The 18,239-nt window shown below is 69.6% G+C and carries 14 protein-coding genes; 9 read left to right on the plus strand and 5 right to left on the minus strand.

Going from position 1 to position 18,239, the window contains the following annotated elements:
* Positions 1-221 precede the first annotated feature (221 nt).
* The 4 genes from ACZ7L9_RS24035 (at position 222) to ACZ7L9_RS24050 (ending at position 5,718) form a co-directional block, all read left to right on the plus strand.
* Positions 222-887: a GntR family transcriptional regulator gene (locus ACZ7L9_RS24035; protein ID WP_471417931.1), complete on the plus strand. Its 666-nt coding sequence runs from the start codon at positions 222-224 to the stop codon at positions 885-887.
* 108 nt (positions 888-995) lie between these two features.
* Positions 996-2,060, plus strand: coding sequence for a 1-aminocyclopropane-1-carboxylate deaminase (locus tag ACZ7L9_RS24040; RefSeq protein WP_471417933.1), 1,065 nt, complete (start codon positions 996-998; stop codon positions 2,058-2,060).
* Positions 2,061-2,173: 113 nt separating this feature from the next.
* Complete coding sequence (locus tag ACZ7L9_RS24045; protein ID WP_471417935.1) at positions 2,174-4,222, plus strand: APC family permease; 2,049 nt, start codon at positions 2,174-2,176, stop codon at positions 4,220-4,222.
* 167 nt (positions 4,223-4,389) lie between these two features.
* On the plus strand, positions 4,390-5,718 hold the full coding sequence (locus ACZ7L9_RS24050) for a class I SAM-dependent RNA methyltransferase (RefSeq protein WP_471417937.1): 1,329 nt from the start codon (positions 4,390-4,392) through the stop codon (positions 5,716-5,718).
* A gap of 859 nt (positions 5,719-6,577) precedes the next feature.
* On the opposite strand, the gene ACZ7L9_RS24055 is transcribed toward ACZ7L9_RS24050, so the two are convergent.
* Positions 6,578-7,783, minus strand: coding sequence for an NADH:flavin oxidoreductase (locus ACZ7L9_RS24055; RefSeq protein ID WP_471417939.1), 1,206 nt, complete (start codon positions 7,781-7,783; stop codon positions 6,578-6,580).
* Between the two features lie 290 nt (positions 7,784-8,073).
* Between ACZ7L9_RS24055 and ACZ7L9_RS24060 the strand changes: the two genes are divergently transcribed.
* The 3 genes from ACZ7L9_RS24060 to ACZ7L9_RS24070 all read left to right on the plus strand — a co-directional run bounded on the left by ACZ7L9_RS24060 (position 8,074) and on the right by ACZ7L9_RS24070 (position 10,306).
* Positions 8,074-8,763: a TetR/AcrR family transcriptional regulator gene (locus ACZ7L9_RS24060; protein WP_471417941.1), complete on the plus strand. Its 690-nt coding sequence runs from the start codon at positions 8,074-8,076 to the stop codon at positions 8,761-8,763.
* A 73-nt stretch (positions 8,764-8,836) separates the two neighbouring features.
* The gene (locus ACZ7L9_RS24065; RefSeq protein WP_471417943.1) at positions 8,837-9,760 is read left to right on the plus strand and encodes a TauD/TfdA dioxygenase family protein; all 924 of its coding nucleotides are present in this window, start codon (positions 8,837-8,839) and stop codon (positions 9,758-9,760) included.
* 84 nt (positions 9,761-9,844) lie between these two features.
* Positions 9,845-10,306 (plus strand): hypothetical protein, encoded by a 462-nt coding sequence (locus ACZ7L9_RS24070; RefSeq protein ID WP_471417944.1) that lies wholly within the window; start codon positions 9,845-9,847, stop codon positions 10,304-10,306.
* Between the two features lie 254 nt (positions 10,307-10,560).
* Here ACZ7L9_RS24070 and ACZ7L9_RS24075 read toward each other — a convergent pair whose 3' ends face one another.
* Genes ACZ7L9_RS24075 through ACZ7L9_RS24085 form a run of 3 tightly spaced genes read right to left on the minus strand, consistent with a single transcriptional unit; the run spans position 10,561 to position 14,507 of the window.
* Positions 10,561-11,682, minus strand: coding sequence for a CaiB/BaiF CoA transferase family protein (locus ACZ7L9_RS24075; RefSeq protein WP_471417946.1), 1,122 nt, complete (start codon positions 11,680-11,682; stop codon positions 10,561-10,563).
* 28 nt (positions 11,683-11,710) lie between these two features.
* Positions 11,711-12,907, minus strand: coding sequence for an acyl-CoA dehydrogenase family protein (locus tag ACZ7L9_RS24080; protein ID WP_471417947.1), 1,197 nt, complete (start codon positions 12,905-12,907; stop codon positions 11,711-11,713).
* A 34-nt stretch (positions 12,908-12,941) separates the two neighbouring features.
* Positions 12,942-14,507: a class I adenylate-forming enzyme family protein gene (locus tag ACZ7L9_RS24085; protein ID WP_471417949.1), complete on the minus strand. Its 1,566-nt coding sequence runs from the start codon at positions 14,505-14,507 to the stop codon at positions 12,942-12,944.
* A 174-nt stretch (positions 14,508-14,681) separates the two neighbouring features.
* Here ACZ7L9_RS24085 and ACZ7L9_RS24090 point away from each other — a divergent pair, with 174 nt between their 5' ends.
* Positions 14,682-15,278, plus strand: coding sequence for a TetR/AcrR family transcriptional regulator (locus tag ACZ7L9_RS24090; RefSeq protein WP_471417951.1), 597 nt, complete (start codon positions 14,682-14,684; stop codon positions 15,276-15,278).
* Between the two features lie 47 nt (positions 15,279-15,325).
* On the opposite strand, the gene ACZ7L9_RS24095 is transcribed toward ACZ7L9_RS24090, so the two are convergent.
* Entirely contained in the window at positions 15,326-16,684 is a 1,359-nt protein-coding gene (locus ACZ7L9_RS24095) for an MFS transporter (protein ID WP_471417954.1), read from the minus strand.
* Between the two features lie 194 nt (positions 16,685-16,878).
* Here ACZ7L9_RS24095 and ACZ7L9_RS24100 point away from each other — a divergent pair, with 194 nt between their 5' ends.
* Complete coding sequence (locus ACZ7L9_RS24100) at positions 16,879-18,066, plus strand: serine hydrolase domain-containing protein (protein ID WP_471417956.1); 1,188 nt, start codon at positions 16,879-16,881, stop codon at positions 18,064-18,066.
* Positions 18,067-18,239: the final 173 nt, after the last annotated feature.

Here is an 18,239-nt window from a genome sequence, read left to right on the forward strand (position 1 = left end):
TGCCCAGGATGAGCTTATGCGGCCGGGAGTGCGAGGCCTCATCCGAGTGTGCTTTCGCCGCGCCGGTGCTTCGGACGGGACGCGGGCGCGACGCGGAGGGGATGCGGACGGGATGCGTCCGCGATGCGGACGGTCAGGCCGCTGAGTGGAGTCGGCCCTGTGGGACCTTCCCTGGACTCACCCTTGAATGCGACCAGTACAGACATCTAACATGTCAGTTCATGGAGACCTTGCGCCCCGTCCGACGAACCCTGCTGCGGGACACTGCGTACGAGGCGATCCGGGACGCCATTGTCCGCGGCGACATCCCGCCCGGTGCCCCCGTCCGCGATGCCGATCTCGCCGAACGCCTCGGCCTGTCCCGGGCCCCGGTCCGCGACGCGCTGTCCCGGCTCTCCGGCGAGGGCCTCGTCGAGTCCAAGCCGCAGAGCTACACCCGGGTGACCCGCCTGGTGCCGCGCGACGTACGGGATGCGGCGGCGGTCGTACGCGCCATGCAGGAACTGGCCGCCAGGACCGCCGTGCCCCGCCTGACGGATCCCGACATCGCCGCGATGCGGGAGGCGAACGACAGCTTCCGGGACGCGACCGGCCGAGGCGACGTCGCGGACGCGTTGCGCGCCGACGACCGGCTCCACGACGTCCTCGTCACCGCCTGCGGCAACCGCGCCGTGGCCGCCACCGTCGAGCGCTACACCCCTTTGATACGGCGCCTGGAGTGGCGGCAGTTCGGCACGGCGAGCGCGGCGCACGGCTCGGCGGAGCTGCACGACCGGCTGATCGAGGCATGCGCGGGGCGCGATGCCAACGGGGCGGCCCGGGTCACCGCCGAGATCTGGCGGGCACTCGAAGAGCTCGCCGACGATCCGTCCGCCGAGACGTTTTAGAGCCACCGGTCCGAGCTCCAACCGGACGCACTGCCCTGCCCGCAGACGAACCGACCACCACCACCGTCACCTCCATCACCGCACCAACCCCCGATCAAGGGAGCTCCCGTGACGCCCACAGCCCCGCCCTCCCCCTCTTCCTCCCCTTCCTCCATCTCCTCGTACGACCGCTACCCCCTCCTCTTCGGCCCCTCTCCCGTCCACCGCCTGGACCGGCTCACCGACCACCTCGGCGGCGCGGCCGTCTGGGCCAAGCGGGAGGACTGCAACTCCGGCATCGCCTACGGCGGCAACAAGACCCGGAAGCTCGAATACCTCGTGGCCGACGCCCTGGCGAAGGGCTGCGACACGCTCGTATCGATCGGCGGCGTCCAGTCCAACCACACCCGCCAGGTCGCGGCCGTCGCCGCCCGCGCCGGCCTCAAGTGCGTACTCATCCAGGAGAGCTGGGTCGAGTGGCCCGACGCCGTCTACGACAAGGTCGGCAACATCCTGATCAGCCGCCTGGCCGGGGCCGATGTCCGCCTGGTGCGCGCCGGTTTCGGCATCGGTGTCAAGGAGAGCTGGGAGCAGGCGCTGCGCGAGGTCGAGGAGAGTGGCGGCAAGCCGTACGCCATCCCCGCCGGCGCGTCCGACCATCCGCTCGGCGGGCTCGGCTTCGCCAACTGGGCCTACGAGGTCGCCGAGCAGGAACGCGCGCTCGGTGTGTTCTTCGACACCGTGGTCGTCTGCTCGGTGACCGGCTCCACCCAGGCAGGCATGGTCGCGGGCTTCGCCGCGCTCGAAGAGGCGGGCGCCCGTCCGCGGCGTGTGCTGGGCATCGACGCGTCCGCCGAACCCGCTCGTACCCGTGAGCAGATCGCCCGGATCGCGGCCGGCACCGCACGGCTCATCGGGGTGCGCCGCGAGCTCACCGTGGACGACATCGAGCTGGACGAGCGCTACCACGCGGGCACGTACGGCATCCCCGACGACACCACCCTCGACGCGATGCGGCTCGCCGCCCGTACCGAGGGCATGGTCACCGACCCCGTGTACGAGGGGAAGTCGATGGCGGGGACGGTCGACCTCGTGGCGCGCGGCGAGATCGACCGCGATTCCACCGTTCTTTACGCCCATCTTGGCGGCCAGCCCGCGCTCAACGGCTACAGCGCCCTGTTCGCGGACGCCTGAGTGCAAGGATTTCGTTAAGGATTTCGTGGCTTTCTCGGCCGAGCGCAGGAGATTGCGGGGCCACGCGGGCGGCGGGTCTGCGGCTTTCATACGGAACGCTTACGATCCTCTGCGTGTCCAAACTGACCGACCTGCCCAAACGGATCCTGATCGGACGGGCGCTACGCAGTGACCGGCTCGGAGAAACGCTCCTGCCGAAGCGCATCGCCCTCCCCGTCTTCGCCTCCGACGCCTTGTCCTCCGTTGCCTACGCGCCGGGCGAGGTTCTGCTCGTCCTGTCTGTCGCGGGCGTGTCGGCGTACCACTTCAGCCCGTGGATCGCGCTGGCGGTCGTCGTGGTGATGTTCACCGTGGTGGCGTCGTACCGGCAGAACGTGCACGCGTACCCCAGCGGCGGCGGCGACTACGAGGTCGCCACCACCAACCTCGGCCCCAAGGCCGGCCTGACGGTCGCCAGCGCGCTGCTCGTGGACTACGTCCTCACCGTCGCTGTCTCCATCACCTCCGGTATCGAGAACCTGGGCTCGGCGATCCCGTTCGTGGTCGAGCACAAGGTGCTGTGCGCCGTCGCGGTGATCCTGCTGCTGACGCTGATGAACCTGCGCGGCGTCAAGGAATCCGGGTCGCTCTTCGCCATTCCGACGTACGTGTTCGTCGTGGGCGTCTTCATCATGATCGCGTGGGGTGCCTTCCGCGGTCTCGTGCTCGGCGACACCATGAGCGCGCCCACCGCCGGCTTCCACATCAAGGCAGAGCAGGAGGGCCTCGCGGGCTTCGCCCTTGTCTTCCTGCTGCTGCGTGCCTTCTCCTCCGGCTGTGCCGCGCTCACCGGCGTCGAGGCGGTCTCCAACGGCGTCCCGGCTTTCCGTAAGCCCAAGTCCAAGAACGCGGCGACGACGCTGACGATGATGGGCGCGCTCGCCATCACCATGCTCGTCGGCATCATCGCCCTCGCCCTGGCCACCAACGTCCGGATGGCCGAGAACCCGGCGCACAACCTGCTCAAGGGCGGTGTGCCGGTCGGCCCCGACTATGTGCAGGACCCGGTGATCACGCAGGTCGCCGAGGCCGTCTTCGGCAACGGCAGCTTCCTGTTCATCGTGCTCGCCGCGGCCACCGCCCTGGTGCTGTTCCTCGCGGCGAACACGGCGTACAACGGCTTCCCGGTGCTCGGCTCGATCCTCGCCCAGGACCGCTACCTGCCGCGCCAACTGCACACCCGCGGCGACCGCCTCGCCTTCTCCAACGGCATCGTGCTGCTCGCCGGCGCGGCCGCCATGCTCGTCGTCGTCTACGGCGCCGACTCGACCCGGCTGATCCAGCTCTACATCGTCGGCGTGTTCGTGTCCTTCACGCTCAGCCAGACCGGCATGGTCCGCCACTGGAACCGCCATCTGGCCACCGAGAAGGACGCGGAGAAGCGCCGCCACATGATCCGCTCCCGCGCGATCAACGCCTTCGGCGCCTTCCTGACCGGCCTCGTCCTCGTGGTCGTCATGGTCACCAAGTTCACCCACGGTGCCTGGGTCGCCCTGCTCGGCATGTGCATCTTCTTCGCGACGATGACCGCGATCCGGAAGCACTACGACCGGGTCGCCGAGGAGATCGCCGCCGAGGAGACCCCGTCCGACGAGACGATGCGGCCCTCCAGGGTCCACTCGATCGTCCTGGTCTCCAAGCTCCACCGGCCCACGCTGCGCGCCCTCGCCTACGCCAAGCTGATTCGCTCCCACCGGCTGGAGGCGCTCTCCATCAGCGTCGACCCGGCGGAGACCAAGGCGCTCAAGGACGACTGGGAGCGGCGCGGCATCGACATCCCGCTGAAGATCCTCGACTCCCCGTACCGCGAGGTGACCCGGCCGGTCATCGACTACGTGAAGAGCCTGCGCCGGGAGAGCCCGCGCGACGTGGTGAGCGTGTACATCCCGGAGTACGTGGTCGGCCACTGGTACGAGCACCTCCTCCATAACCAGAGCGCCCTGCGCCTCAAGGGACGACTGCTCTTCACCCCGGGCGTCATGGTGACCTCCGTGCCGTACCAGCTGGAGTCCTCCGAGGCGGCGAAGAAGCGCGCCAGGAAGCGCGCCGAGTGGAACGCACCGGGCTCGGTGCGCCGCGGACCCGTGGAGCGCAAGCCCAAGGAACCCGTCAACAGGGGCTGACCCGCTGACAAGGGGCCGGCCGCGTCGGCTGTCGGCAGCTGGCCGCCGGTTCGCCGACAAGAGCTCACCGTGCCCGGCCTCTCGTGGTCAACGGCCGGACGACACCCACGTAGAATCGTAGGTTGTTGTCCGGCCGTTAGTCCCTTGATCTCTGGAGCCACCCCCTCATGCAGAACGAACCCACGTCGTCGCTGGTCGGGGAGGAGTACGAGGTCGAGGTCGGGCCCGTCGCACACGGCGGCCACTGCATCGCCCGCACCTCGGAGGGCCGGGTCCTCTTCGTACGGCACACGCTCCCCGGCGAGAAGATCATCGCCAAGGTCACGGAAGGCGAAAGCGACTCCCGCTTCCTGCGCGCCGACGCGGTACGGATCATCGAGGCGTCCAAGGACCGCGTCGAGGCGCCCTGCCCGTACGCGGGCCCCGGCAAGTGCGGTGGCTGCGACTGGCAGCACGCCAAGCCCGGCGCCCAGCGCAGGCTCAAGGGCGAAGTGATCGCCGAGCAGCTCCAGCGCCTCGCGGGGCTCACCCCCGAGGAGGCGGGCTGGGACGGCACCGTCATGCCGGCCGAGGGCGACAAGCTTCCGGCAGGCGAGGTACCGGCCTGGCGCACCCGCGTCCAGTACGCCATCGACGAGGACGGCAAGGTCGGCCTGCGCAAGCACCGCTCGCACGACGTGGAGCCCATCGAGCGCTGCCTGATCGCGGCCCCCGGCGTCACCGAGCTCGGCATCGAGAAGCGGGAGTGGCCCGGCATGGCCTCGGTGGAAGCCATCGCGGCCACCGGCTCCCACGACCGCCAGGTGATTCTCACCCCGAGGCCCGGTGGGCGGCTGCCCCTCGTCGAGCTCGACAAGCCCGTCTCGGTGATGCGCGTCGACGAGCGCGACGGCGGCGTCCACCGGGTGCACGGCCGCGCCTTCGTCCGCGAGCGTGCCGACGACCGCACCTACCGGGTCGGCTCGGGCGGCTTCTGGCAGGTCCACCCCCAGGCTGCCAACACCCTCGTCCGCGCCGTCATGCAGGGCCTGCTGCCCCGCAAGGGCGACACCGCGCTCGACCTCTACTGCGGCGTCGGCCTGTTCGCGGGCGCCCTCGGCCAGCGCATCGGCGAAAAGGGCGCGGTCCTGGGCATCGAGTCCGGCAAGCGCGCCGTCGAGGACGCCCGGCACAACCTGAAGGACCTGGAGCGGGTCCGCATCGAACACGGCAAGGTCGACCAGGTCCTGCCGCGCACCGGCATCACCGAGTGCGACCTGATCGTCCTCGACCCGCCGCGCGCAGGCGCCGGCAAGCAGACGGTCAAGCACCTGACCGGCCTCGGCGCCCGCCGCATCGCGTATGTGGCATGCGACCCGGCGGCCCTGGCGCGCGACCTGGCGTACTTCCGCGAGGGCGGGTACCGGGTGCGGACGCTGCGGGCGTTCGATCTGTTTCCGATGACCCATCATGTGGAGTGCGTCGCGATCCTTGAGCCGATCGCCAAGGCCGCCTGACCTGGGGGTTTGTGGTCCGGGTGGATTGCTCGACCTGTTTCCTTCCGTCTACCACGTGAAGCATGGCGCACGCTCCCGCTGCCTGCCTGACCTGCGACTTCGTATAACGGGGTGTAGGTTGACTCGACTTCTGCGGGCCGGTTAGGGAAACGTCTTGACGCTCGTTCGACGCTGGTTCAGACGGAGCGTTATGCGGTCGTCCCGGGTCAGACAGCGCGGTTCAATCGGCGTGTCGGGCAGCAGCGTGCTTCCAGCGATGCACACCGGGCGGGCGGCGGCCGCTCAAGTGCGGCGGGATCGTGCACGCCAAGCTGTGCTGGCCTGGCGGGGGCGGTGATGTTGGGTTCGACTGCCCATGGCCGGAACCGCCAAAGACCCCTTCATCCTGTTCGAGCCAGGTGCCCTGGGAGCCGAGGGCGGCCCGCCTACTCCGTGCCGTCACCGCACACGACGGGCCCGCCGTCTTGGTCCAAGACCTTGATGACGCCCTGTGGGCCGAACGCACCGCGCATAGCTGCTCGACGAACACCGCGCCCTGGGCCGGCGTCCCCTCGACCTCCACCACGCCCTGCGGCGCAGCCTGCTTGAGGCCCTGCTGCTCCGCCTCGCCCACATCCCGAACGCCACCATCCCCCGTATCGGGGCACGACGGAAGAAGTCCGAAGGCGAGGAGGGGACCCAGACCACCAGCTGACCGGTAGAGCGGCTGCGAACTGATCATCGTTAAGGTCCCAGGAAGGCGCCTTCCTGGGGGGCTTCGCCTGTCTCGCCACAGACCGGCGCCGACGTACTGCCGCCACCTGATGCTGGCGCGGCCCTGGTGCCTCGTCCTGTCGGAGGGTGATGCGGGGATGTCGGGTCAACGCCGCGGAGCAGGCTCCGGGTCCACGAGCACGCAGCGGATGCCGCTGTAGATGGTGGGCATGCAGCGGTTGCAGTGGACGCACAGTGACGTGCTGCTGGTTCCGGCCGTGTAGCGGTTGACCAGGTCTGGCTCGCGCAGCAGGGCGCGGCCCATGGCCACGAAGTCGAAGCCCTCGGACATGGCCTGCCGTGCGGTGGCGAGGTCGGCGATGCCGCCGAGCAGGATCAGCGGGAGGTCCAGTGCGGCGCGGAACTGGCGGGCCGAATCCAGCAGGTACGCCTCCTGGTAGGGGTACTCGATCAGGAAACGCCTGCCGAACGCCTGCACGCCGAGCCGCTGCGGCTGCGGGAAGGCGGCGGCGAACTGGCGTAGTGGCGCTTTGCCACGGAAGAGGTACATCGGGTTGAGCAGGGAGCTGCCCGCGGTGAGCTCCAGCGCGTCGACCGTACCGTCGCCCTGGAGCCACCGAGCGAGCTGCAGACTCTCGTCCAGCCAGATGCCTCCGGGGACACCGTCGTCCATGTTCAGCTTGGCGGTGACGGCCAGTCGGTCGCCGACCGCGTCGCGCACCGCGCGGGCGGCCCCGCGCGCGACCGCGGCGCGGTTGGCGAGGCTGCCGCCGTACCGATCCCGGCGCCGGTTGAGCTTGGGGCTGAGGAACGCGCTGGCGAAGTAGTTGTGACCGAGATGAATCTCCACCGCGTCGAAGCCGGAAGCGACGGCGGCCTTCGCAGCCTCACCGTGCGCCCGGATGATCCGGGCGATGTCGGCCTCGGTGGCAGCCCTGGTCGCCCTCATGCTGAGTGGACTGAACCGGCGGGTGGGGCCGAGCGCCGGACTGCGGTTGGAAGCAGCGTCGGCGACCGGTCCGGCGTGGCCGATCTGGGCCGACACCGCGGCGCCTTCGGCGTGCACAGCGTCTGTCAAGCGGCGTAGGCCGGGGACGGCTTCGGGGCGCATCCAGATCTGGCGACGCTCGGTGCGGCCCTCCGGGGCCACTGCCAGATAGGCGACGGTGGTCATGGCCACCCCGCCGGCTGCGGGTCTGCGGTGGTACTCGATCAGTTGGTCGGTGACCAGCGCGTCCGGGGTGGCGCCCTCGAAGGTTGCAGCTTTGACAATGCGGTTGCGCAGAGTCAGCGGGCCGAGCCTAGCCGGGGCGAGGACAGCCGGGACGTTATGAGGCATCGATATGCCCATCAGTCAGTCATCCTTTCTGTGCGCAAAGGTGACGCAGCAGATCCCGCACCACCAGTGCAATGACGACATATCAGTTCGAGTCGTTCGGAGCTCAGACTGCCGAAGGCTGGTCCGTGCCGCGGCGGGCAGTTGTGCCCTGCAGGAGAGCACAGTCTCCATGCACTTTCAATCACAAGTGGGGATGTGCACTTGCCCTCGCTCGATGTGACGCCTTCTCAGAATGACCTTACCCGCCGCACTTCCATTGTTAACGCATGTGCGTTAGCTTCCGCTTCATGGATAGTCAGAGCGTGTCGACCAAGCTCTACCTGATCGCGACCGCTGAGCGCCTTTTTGCGGAGCACGGCATCAACGCGGTCTCCATGCGGAAGATCGCCGCGGACGCGGGCCAGCGCAACGACAACGCGGTCCAATACCATTTCGGCTCCAAGCAGGGCCTGGTAGACGCGATCTTCGAGCATCGCCAGGTGCCGATCGACGCGCGCCGTATGGCCCTGATCGACACATTCGACCGCGAGGGGCGCGACGGCGACCCGTACGCGATTGCTGAGGCGTTCGTCCGGCCCCTGGCTGATCTGCTGGACGGTGCGCCGTCGGGCAGCTGGTACCTGCGGTTCTGCGTGCAGGCTGCTTACACCGTGCACCGCGATGTGGCCGCGCTGACGCTGAGCGACCTGGAAGCGCGTCCCGGGGCGCTCGGCCTGGCGGTGCTGCGTGAGCGTGCCTATCGGATGCTGCGCGATACCCTGCCCGAGCCGCTGGTCGCACAGCGCTGGTGGCACTTCACGGGCTTCCTTGCCCACGCGCTCGCCGACCTCGAAGCCCGCCAGCATGCAGGCGGGCTGCACCAACTGGGCTCCGCTGAGCTGTTCGTCGCCGGTCTGCTCGACTCGGCGACGGCTGTCCTCACGGCGCCGTGCCGCCCATCGACCTCGCGACTGGCGAAGACCGAGGCCGCCGCGGCAGTTCGTGGCGGCTGAACCCGGCGCGGCCGGATGCCGCGGCCCCGGAACCTCGCACCCCGTGCCCAAATCCGTCCCAGGGAGGAACGCCATGACCAACCCCATGTCCGGAACTGATCGCCCGGTCTTCGACAACGGCGTATCGGCCGTGCCTGTCCGCGAACTGACCCCCACCGGAGGCTTCAGCCCGAGTGCACCGTACGAGTTGTTCGAACTCACGCCGTGCAGTCCGACCATCGGCGCCGAGATCTTCGGCGTCGATCTGGCCCGGCCCCTCACGCCGGAGCTGCACCAGGAGCTGCACCGTGCGCTGCTGGAGTGGAAGGTGCTCTTCTTCCGCGACCAGCACCTGACGGCGCACCAGCATGTTGACCTCGCCCGCTGGTGGGGCGTCCCGGAAGTTCACCCCTTTCTGCCCAAGGCCGACCTGCCCGAGGTGGTCCGGCTCTCGCGCGGTGCCGACTCCCCGGCCGTGGAGAACGTGTGGCACTCCGATGTCTCCTTCGACACGACGCCGCCCATGGGGTCCATTCTGCGCGCCGTGCACGTGCCCGACGTGGGAGGCGACACCTTGTGGGCGGACATGGCAGCCGCCTACGACGGACTGCCCGGCGCGACGAAGTCGCGGCTGGAGGGCCTGCGCGCCGTTCACGACTTCACCCAGTCGTTCGGCAAGCAGCTCAGCGGCGAGGATCTCGCACGCGCGCAGGAGAAGTACCCCCCGGTGGTGCACCCCGTGGTCCGCACGCTTCCCGAGTCCGGCCGCAAGCTCATCTACGTCAACCGGATCTTCACCAGCCGCATCGAGGGCCTGGAGCCGGAGGAGAGCCGAGAACTCCTGGACTTCCTCTGCGATCAGGCCCGTCACCCCGAGTACCAGTGCCGCCTGCGCTGGCGCCCCGGCACCGTTGCGTTCTGGGACAACCGCGCCACCCAGCACTACGCCAACGGCGACTACTACCCCCATGCCCGCGTCATGGAACGCGTGACCATTCTCGGCGACTGTCCCGAGTGACCACAGGACGCACGTGCCCCCGCGCCGGGTAGTTCGCCGAAATGCGGGCATCGCCAGGAATTCCGCTCTCTCCAGTACGGGGGTATGGGCATCATGGAGACATCCCGATCGCAAGAACGGCGCCGAGGACATCACAGAATCCGCGTGATCTTCTGGCTTGCCGGCCTCTACTTCGGCTGGCGTTGGGCCAGCGAACCTGGTCCGGCATGGCGGCACGCCCTGCAAGTGCTGTTCACCATGCTTGCCGCCATGAGTGCGGTGCGCCTGGTACAACGGTGGCGCAGCCGACACGACAGAGGTCAGGGCGCCCTCGGAAGTCTCCCTCTGCATGCTCTCTTCCTCGCCAAGGTCGCTCTGGTCGCTTCGGCGCTTGCCGTCGAGTACCTGTTGCAGCGCTGGATCCCCCCACAGCACGCCCGAATCATCGTCGGAGCCGGGCTGGGTGTGGCCTTCGCCACCATTGGACGTGTCCTGCACCGGCGACACAACAGCCTGCGACCCAAGTCGAACGTCGCGCCTGAGACGGATCGCCGTCGAGGAGATTAAGAACATCCCGCCTCGGCAACCGCGCCGCCCTGTTCGGTGCGCTCATCGCCGACGTCTGACCTTGAGGCCAGATCGAGGAACTGCCGTGGTCACGTCCTCGAGGCGGTGTAAATGAGCTCGACGAGGGGTGCGTCCGCCTTCAACGGCAGGCACACGCGCAGGCACCAGGGCCAAGTCCGCAGCCGGCTCCATACAGCCTGCAAGGGCCAATGAGGGGGTGTGACGCTGCGTGACGGCGCCCGTTCAAGTTCGACCTACGCTGAGAGCTGGTCGAGGAGGTCCTGGGTGTGTTCGCCGAGGACGGGCGCCGGGCTGCGGGAGGTGTCGAGGCCGGCGCCGAAGGTGACGGGGAAGCGGGCCTGGGGGGTGGCCCTGCCGTGTGTGGCGAAGAGGTTGCGGGCCGTGGTGTGGGGGTCGGTCAGGAGGTCGGGGGGGCGGGTGTAGACCGGTGCCCAGGGTGCGTCGATCTCCGTGAGTCGCTTGTGCCACCAGTCGTAGTCGCGTGCCGCGAAGGCGTGCGCCAGCAGGTCGTGGACCTGGTCCTTGGCCGCCGTGCGGTCGGCCCGCAGGTCGTAGGCGGTGGTGTCCAGCTCGGGGAAGTCGGGGGTGAGTTCGGTGCGCAGGCGGTGCCAGAACTTGTCCTCGAAGGTGGCCAGGGACAGTGGGCGTCCGTCGGCCGTGGTGAAGACGTCGTTGTCGCCCTGGACGAGTCCGGCCGCCAACGGGCCCTCGATACCGAGGAGGGGGAGGGCGAAGAGGGAGCACCACGCCGTGATCGACTCGGTGAGGGAGACGTCGAGGTGCTGTCCCACGACTGCGCCGTCCGCGGTCAGGGCGGCGGTGAGGGCGAGGGCGGCGTGCATGGCTCCGGCCATGTCGCCGATGCGGACACCGGGGCGTGTGATGGTGCCGTCGAGGCGGCCGGGGACGGCGAAGAAGCCGGAGAGGCCGAGGAAGTTGAGTTCGTGGCCGGGTCTCGTAGCGTAGGGGCCGGTCTGTCCGTAGCCGGTGAGGGAGCACAGGACGAGCCGCGGGTTGACCGCGTGCAGGGTGTCGAAGCCGACGCCGAGGTGGTCGAGGACTCCGGGGCGGAAGCTCTCGACCACCGCGTCGGCGGTGCCGGCGAGCCGCAGGAAGGTGTCCCGGCCGTAATCGGTGCGCGGGTCCAGAGCGACGGAGCGCTTGTTGCGGTTGAGCGCCTCGAACAAGGGCGGCGCGGCGCGGAGGGGGTCGCCGTCGGCGGGGTCCTCGACCTTGACGACGTCCGCGCCGAGGTCGGCCAGCATCGAAGTGGCGTACGGGCCGGGGAGGAGGCGGGAGAGGTCGAGGACGCGTTTGCCGGTGAGGGCGGACCAGCGCGGGGGTGTCACGGTCACGGGGGCCTTCCGTCGGTCGCGGGGCGGGTCAGTGGTTGAAGGCCAGGAGTTTGGCGATGCCGTTGCGCTGAATCTCGGAGGTGCCGGTGAGGATGCGGAACATGCGGATCCTGCGGAAGAGGTACTCGATCTCGTTGCCTTGCGTGAGTCCTTCCTTGCCGTGGATCTGGACGGCCTCGTCGAGGATGCGGAAGGCGGACTCGGCGACGAACAGCTTGCACATGAACGCCTCGGCGTGGACCTCGCGCCCCTCGTCCAGCGCCGCCAGCGTGGCGTACGTCATGGAGCGCGCGGCGTAGAAGTCGGTGGCCATGTCGGCGACCTTGTGCTGGATGGCCTGCAGCATGAGCAGGGGCTGTCCGCCGGCGACCGTGCGCGTCCGTGTCCGGTTCAGCGTCAGGTCGAGGGCCCGGCGGGTCGCGCCGAGCACCGTGGGGCAGTGCAGCAGTCGGTTGGTGGTCACCCGACCCAGCGCGATGCGCATGCCCTTGCCCTCCTCACCGAGGAGGTTGGCGGCGGGGACGTGGCAGTCCTCCAGGACGATGTCGCTCTCGATGTGTTCGCCGGACATCGGGGTCGCCCCGTCCTCGACGCGGCAGCCGGGGCTGTCGAGGTCCACGAGGAACGCCGAGAACCGCGGCTTGTCGCCCTCCTGCTCGCCGGTGCCGGCCATGCGAGCGACGACGATCGCGAAGTCGGCGAAGGGACCGGCGGAGGAGAACACCTTGTGCCCGGTGAGCCGGTAGCCGTCGCCGGCGCGAACGGCGACCGTGCGCATGGAGCGGACGTCGGAGCCGGCGTCGGTCTCGGTGAGGGAGAAGCAGCAGGCCCGCTCGCCGCGGATCAGCGGCAGCAGGTATGTGTCCAGCTGGTGCTCGGTGGCGTGCTTGAGGATGTCGCCGGCGCGCAGCGGGCCGCCCATGTCGCCGAGGACGCAGTGCGACAGGACGCGCCCGCTCGCGCCCACCTCCTCCTTGAGCGCGGCGAGTTGGGTGTAGGTGAGGTTCTGTCCGCCGTACTCCTCGGGCAGGTGGATGCCGTAGAAGCCGAGTTCGCGGCTGCGGCGCCACACCGGTTCGAGGTCGGCGCGGGTGAGGTGGCTGGTGGGGGTGATGCCGCGCTCGCGTTCGTAGTCGGCGAGCTCGCCGTCGAGGTAGTCGCGCAGTCGGTCGACGAGTTCGGCCGTGAGCGGGTCGTCGTAGGTGGGACGCAGGGAGAAGGTCACGGGTACTCCTGGGGCAACGGGGAGAGGAAGAAGGTCAGTTGACGCGGCGGGTGGTGTTCGCCCAGTACGGCTCGCGTACGGCCTTGCGGTCGAGCTTGCCGTTGCGGTTGTGGGGGAGTTCGGTCACGAAGTCGACGGAGCGGGGCTTCTTGAACCGGTCGAGCCGCTCGGCACAGAAGGCGATCAGGTCGTCGGCGGTGATGGCGGTGCCGGCCTGCGGTACGACGACGGCCTTGACGGCCTCGCCCCACTGTTCGTCGGGCACGCCGATGACACAGGCTTCCTGGACGGTGGGGTGCTCGTACAGGGCGGCCTCGACCTCGGTGCAGTAGATGTTGAAGCCGCCGGAGATGATCATGTCCTTCTTGCGGTCGACGAGGAAGAGGTAGCCGTCCTCCCGCATCCAGGCGAGGTCGCCGGTGTGCACCCAGCCACCGCGGAAGGTCTCCGCGGACAGCTCGGGTTCCCGCCAGTACTCGCGTACGCAGTCGGGGCCGCGCACGATGATCTCGCCGACCTCGCGCGGGCCGAGCTCCCGGCCCGCCTCGTCGACGACGTGTATCTCGGTGTCGTAGGTGGCCCGCCCGCACGACTGGAGCATTTCGGGGTCCTCCTTTACGGCGTGGGCGATCTCGTCACCGCTCAGGCCGGCCACCACGCTGGTGGTCTCGCCGAGTCCGTATCCCTGGGCGACGACGGGTCCGAAGAACTCCACGGCGTCGCGCAGGCGCTGCGGCGAGATGGGCGCGCCGCCGATCCGCACGCTCGTCAGCGAGGACACGTCGTGATCGGCGACGCCGGGGTGGGCGAGCACCATGTTCACCATGGCCGGGACGAGGAAGGTTGCGGTGATGCGCTCCTTCTCGACCGTCTCCAGGAAGCTCTGCGGGCTCCAGGTGGGCAGGATGTACGTCGTGGAGCCGCCGAACACTCCGGCCAGCAGGCCCATTCCGGTGGCGTGGGTGATGGGGCCGCAGGCGAGGTAGCGGGTGCCGGGCCGCGGCCGGGACTCGTCGGACATCAGCAGCTTGCGCATGTTCGCGAGCCGGTTGCCGACGGTCTGCACCGCGGCCTTCAGCGCCCCGGTGGAACCGGAGGTGAAGTTCAGCACGCAGGGTTCGGTTTCATCCACCTCGACGAGAAACGGAGCGTCGTCGCCCTCGGCCAGCAGCGCGTCGTAGGGGACGCCGGGCGATCCGGGTTCCTCCGGGTCGTCGAGGGGTACGGGCAGGCAGTCGGTGCCGGCCGCCGCGATCGCCGCCAGGGCGTCCTCACGGTGGGCCGCGTCGAAGACCAGGGCCCGGATGGGGGCGTAGCGCAGGATGTGCTCGATCTCCCCCCGCCCGAGGCGTGCGTTGATCGGTGCACGCGTCAACCCCGCTTTGTACAGGGCGAATTCGACTTCCACCAGCTCGCCGCGGTTCCACGCGAGCGAGGCCACCGCATCGCCGGGCCGCAGTCCCCGGGCGGACAGGGCGGAGGCCAGGCGATTGGCGGCGCGGTCGAGGTCGGTGAAGGTCCACGTCCGGTCGCCGCACACAAGGGCGGGGGCCTGGGGCCAGTAGCGGGCGCTGCGTGACAGGTAGGTGCCGAGGTTCATGAAGAGACCTGCTTCCGAGCGGAAGGGTGAGAAGGAGGGGGCGCAGAGTGGCCGACCCTCATAGTGAAACTGTACTCCTAGACCAGTTGTAGACAGTTTGTTCAGTAACATGTGAGGTGTCAAGAGTCTTCTAGACTGGGCGCGCATCCGGAGCGACGATCGAGGAGGGGCCCCGTGGCCGAGGACAGACGGACGAGACGCTCACGCCGCGCCCTGGGGGCCGCCCTGGTCGAACTGGTCCTGGAGCGCGGCTTCACCGCGCTGACGGTGGAGGACATCACCGAGCGGGCGGATGTGGCGCGTGCCACCTTCTACGCCCACTTCCGGGACAAGGAGGACCTGTTCGCCCGGGTGACCTCCGACCTCCTGGACGAGCTCTCGGAACGGCTCGCCCCCGCCGTCGCGGACAGCGCGATCGGCTTCACGGGCAAACCGGTCCTGGAGATGCTGCGGCACGCGCGCGAGGAGCGCGACGTGTACCGGATCGTGCTGCGCGGCGAGGGCGACGGCAAACCGCTGCAGACGTTCACGGACGCCTGCGCCAAGGCGACCGCCGAGGAGTTCGGCGCCCGCGCGGAACGCAACGCGGTCCAGCCGCGCATCGACCCCGATCTGCTCGCCCGGGTGTGGGTGGGCGAGCAGATCGCCGTACTGCGCTGGTGGGTCGAGCAGGACACCCCGTCCCTGCCCGCCGAGGAGGTCGTGCGCATGCTCCTCGACCTGGCGCTGCAAGGTCGGTACTGGGCCAGCGGCTTCGGGCCGCCGGTCTGAGCGGACGGGCGGCGATCACCCCTGGCCTGCCATGCCGGCCGACGATCTCATGGCGTGGGGTCGACCGTGACGGTCAGACCCAAGCGCCGCGCGTCGTGCTCCGGCCGGATGGCCGCCAGGGCCACGAGCCCGCAGACCACCATGACGCCGGCGGACAGGACGAAGGCGTGCGTGTACCCGGCGCTCTGCGAAGCGGCGGTGTCCAGTAGACGCCCGGTCAGATACGGGGCGAGCAGCCCGGGCAGGGTCCCCGTCGCGGCGACGATGCCGAAGACCGCCCCCCGCTGACGCGGGGGTGCGACGGCGGAGGCGGTCATGTAGTGCAGGGGGAAGACGATGGCGTGGCCGCCGAACGCCAGGGCGAGCAGGACGAGCCGGGTCCCGCCACCGGCGAACGGGAAGGCGGCCATGGCCAGCGCCGCGAGGGTCACGGCGATGCCCTGCGGGGCGCCGCTCGACCACCGGCGTGAGAGGCCGCGCCTGTGCAGCAGGTCGAGTGCCGGGGGCACGGAGAGCAGCAGGACGACGCTGAAGGCGGAGACGGCACTGATGAGCGTGGCCGCCGTGCCGGGCGTCATGCCGAGCTGTGTGCGCAGGTAGACGGGCAGCCAGGCGTGGCTCAACGCCATCGCCCAGGAGGCGCCGAAGGCTCCGGCGATGCTCCCGAGCACCGTGCCGTTCAGGAGCAGGCGCCGGTAGGGCAGCCTGTCCGCCCGAACGGTCGCGCTCGGAGTGCCGGCGGGGGTGTGCGCTCCCGTCTCCGGCGCGCGTTCATGGCCATACGGGCCGTCGTGCCCCACCCTCCACCACACCAGACTCCACACCAGGCTCACCGTCGCGAGCACCATGAACGCGGAGCGCCATCCGAAGCCGGTGATCAGCCACGTCAGGACCGGCGCCGCGATGAGCGTGCCCAGCGCGGCACCGCTGATCTGCAGAGCCGAGGGCAGGCCGCGCCGGTCTGCCGGGAAACACTTGTGCAGGGCGTGCATCGACATCGACGCCGCGGGCCCCTCCGCCGCCCCGAGCAGCACCCGCCCCGCCACCAGCGTCGGCACCGACGCCACGAACAGCACGGGGAGCTGAGCCACCGCCCACAGGGCGGCCATCGCGAACAGCAGAACCCGGCTGGAGATTCTCGCGGAGACGAAGCCGACGATCAGTCCGGACAGGCTGAACAGCAGCGCGAACGAACTGGAGATCAGCCCATACGCGCTGTTGCCGATACCCAGCTCGTCCATGATCGGCACGGCCGCGAGGCCCAGGACGGCTTTGTCCGCGTAGTTGACGAGCATGAACGTCACGATCATCGCGGCGATCAGCCAGGCCCGCCGTCGGTCGAACACGGGACGCGGTGGCAATCCGGAGGTCTCGCGGGGCGGTGCGGGCGAAGACGGTTCGACCATGGGGCACTCCTGCGGCTCGGAGGGGAAGGGTGCGCAGTCGGCGCGAACGCGCCGGTCCGGCGGGCGGTCGACGGTTCGCGCGGGAACGCACATGGCAGGCGTACGGCGATCGACGCCGAGGTCTGTGCCTGCTGCTGAACAGGTTGTACGTTAACGGCGTACTTGTTCAAGACTTCTGCGGTATGGAGTGCCCCATGACCGACCTGACCCGACTCGGTGATCTCTTGTGGACCCGCGGCTACACGGACCCCGCCTGGATCCGCCGCTTCACGTCCGCGGGCCGCGAGCTCACGCCCAGCCGCCGCGTGTGGCGCGGCCCGGAGCCCGCCCGGGCTCTGCCCCGCCGGCCCGCCGGCCTCGACGCGCTCGACATCGACCTCGGCGGCACCACGATCACGTTGCCGGACCTGTTCACCGCCGCCCAGACCGACGCGTTCCTCGTGATGCACCGCGGCTTTGTCGTCCACGAGACGTACCGGCACGGCACCGAAGCGCACACCCCGCACTTCAACGCCTCGGCGGCCAAGTCGTACATCGGCCTGATGGCGGCGACGCTGGCCCACCAAGGATTCCTGGACCGGTCGGCCCCTGCATCCGCCTACGTCCCCGAACTCGCCGGTACGGCCTTCGGCGACGCCACCGTCGAGGACCTGCTGCACATGGGCACCCGGGTCAGCTACGCCGGCCGGCCCTTCGACAAGGCGATCGAGGCCCAGCGGTACTACGCCGTCATCGCCCCGCAACTGCGGCCGTTCGGCTACAGCGGCCCCAACACCATCCGCGAACACCTGCTGACCGCCCGCGCCACGGGGAACCCAGGAACCGAGTTCCGCTACGAGAACGGCAACGTCGAGACGCTGGCCGAAGTCCTGCGCCGGGTCACGGGTCTCACCACCTCGGCGTTGCTCAGCGAAATGATCTGGTCGAAGATCGGCGCGGAGGAGGACGCCTACTACATCCTCGACAGCGATGGCGTCGAGGCGGCGTGCGGCGGCTTCAGCGCCACCGCTCGCGACATCGCCCGCCTCGGTGAGATGCTGCGCTGCGGCGGCGCGGCCGGTGGCCGGCAGGTCGTGCCCGAGGAGGTGGCCACGACGATCACCAGTGGCGTTCCCGACGGCTATCCCCGTCGCGTACGGTTCCCCGCTGCGCCCCCCGACTCGCCGGCCACGCTCTCTTACCACGACCTGTGGTGGATTCCGAACGACCCCTACGGCTCCTACCTGGCCAGCGGCATCCACGGCCAGCGGCTCTTCGTCTCACCCGGCCTCGACCTCGTCGCCGTCCACTTCGGCTCCCAGGTCATCTCCCCGGACGTGCCGGTCGCCCCGCTCGTCCCGGCGTTCCTGCGGATCGGGGCCCATCTCGCCGCCGCGCACTGACCGGCATTCGGTGAACCTTCTGTGAATCACGGCGTGACGACGGGTGGAATGCCCGTTTTTCGCCGCTCCGGCCCCGTGGCGGCCGTCGCACTTCTCAGAGAACTCCCAGGATCTCTCCGGGGGTGATCAGGGTGGGCTGACACCGTCGGTGCCGCGCCGACGTGACGGCTCCG

The sequence above is a fragment of the Streptomyces sp. NPDC111516 genome (assembly GCF_055635345.1).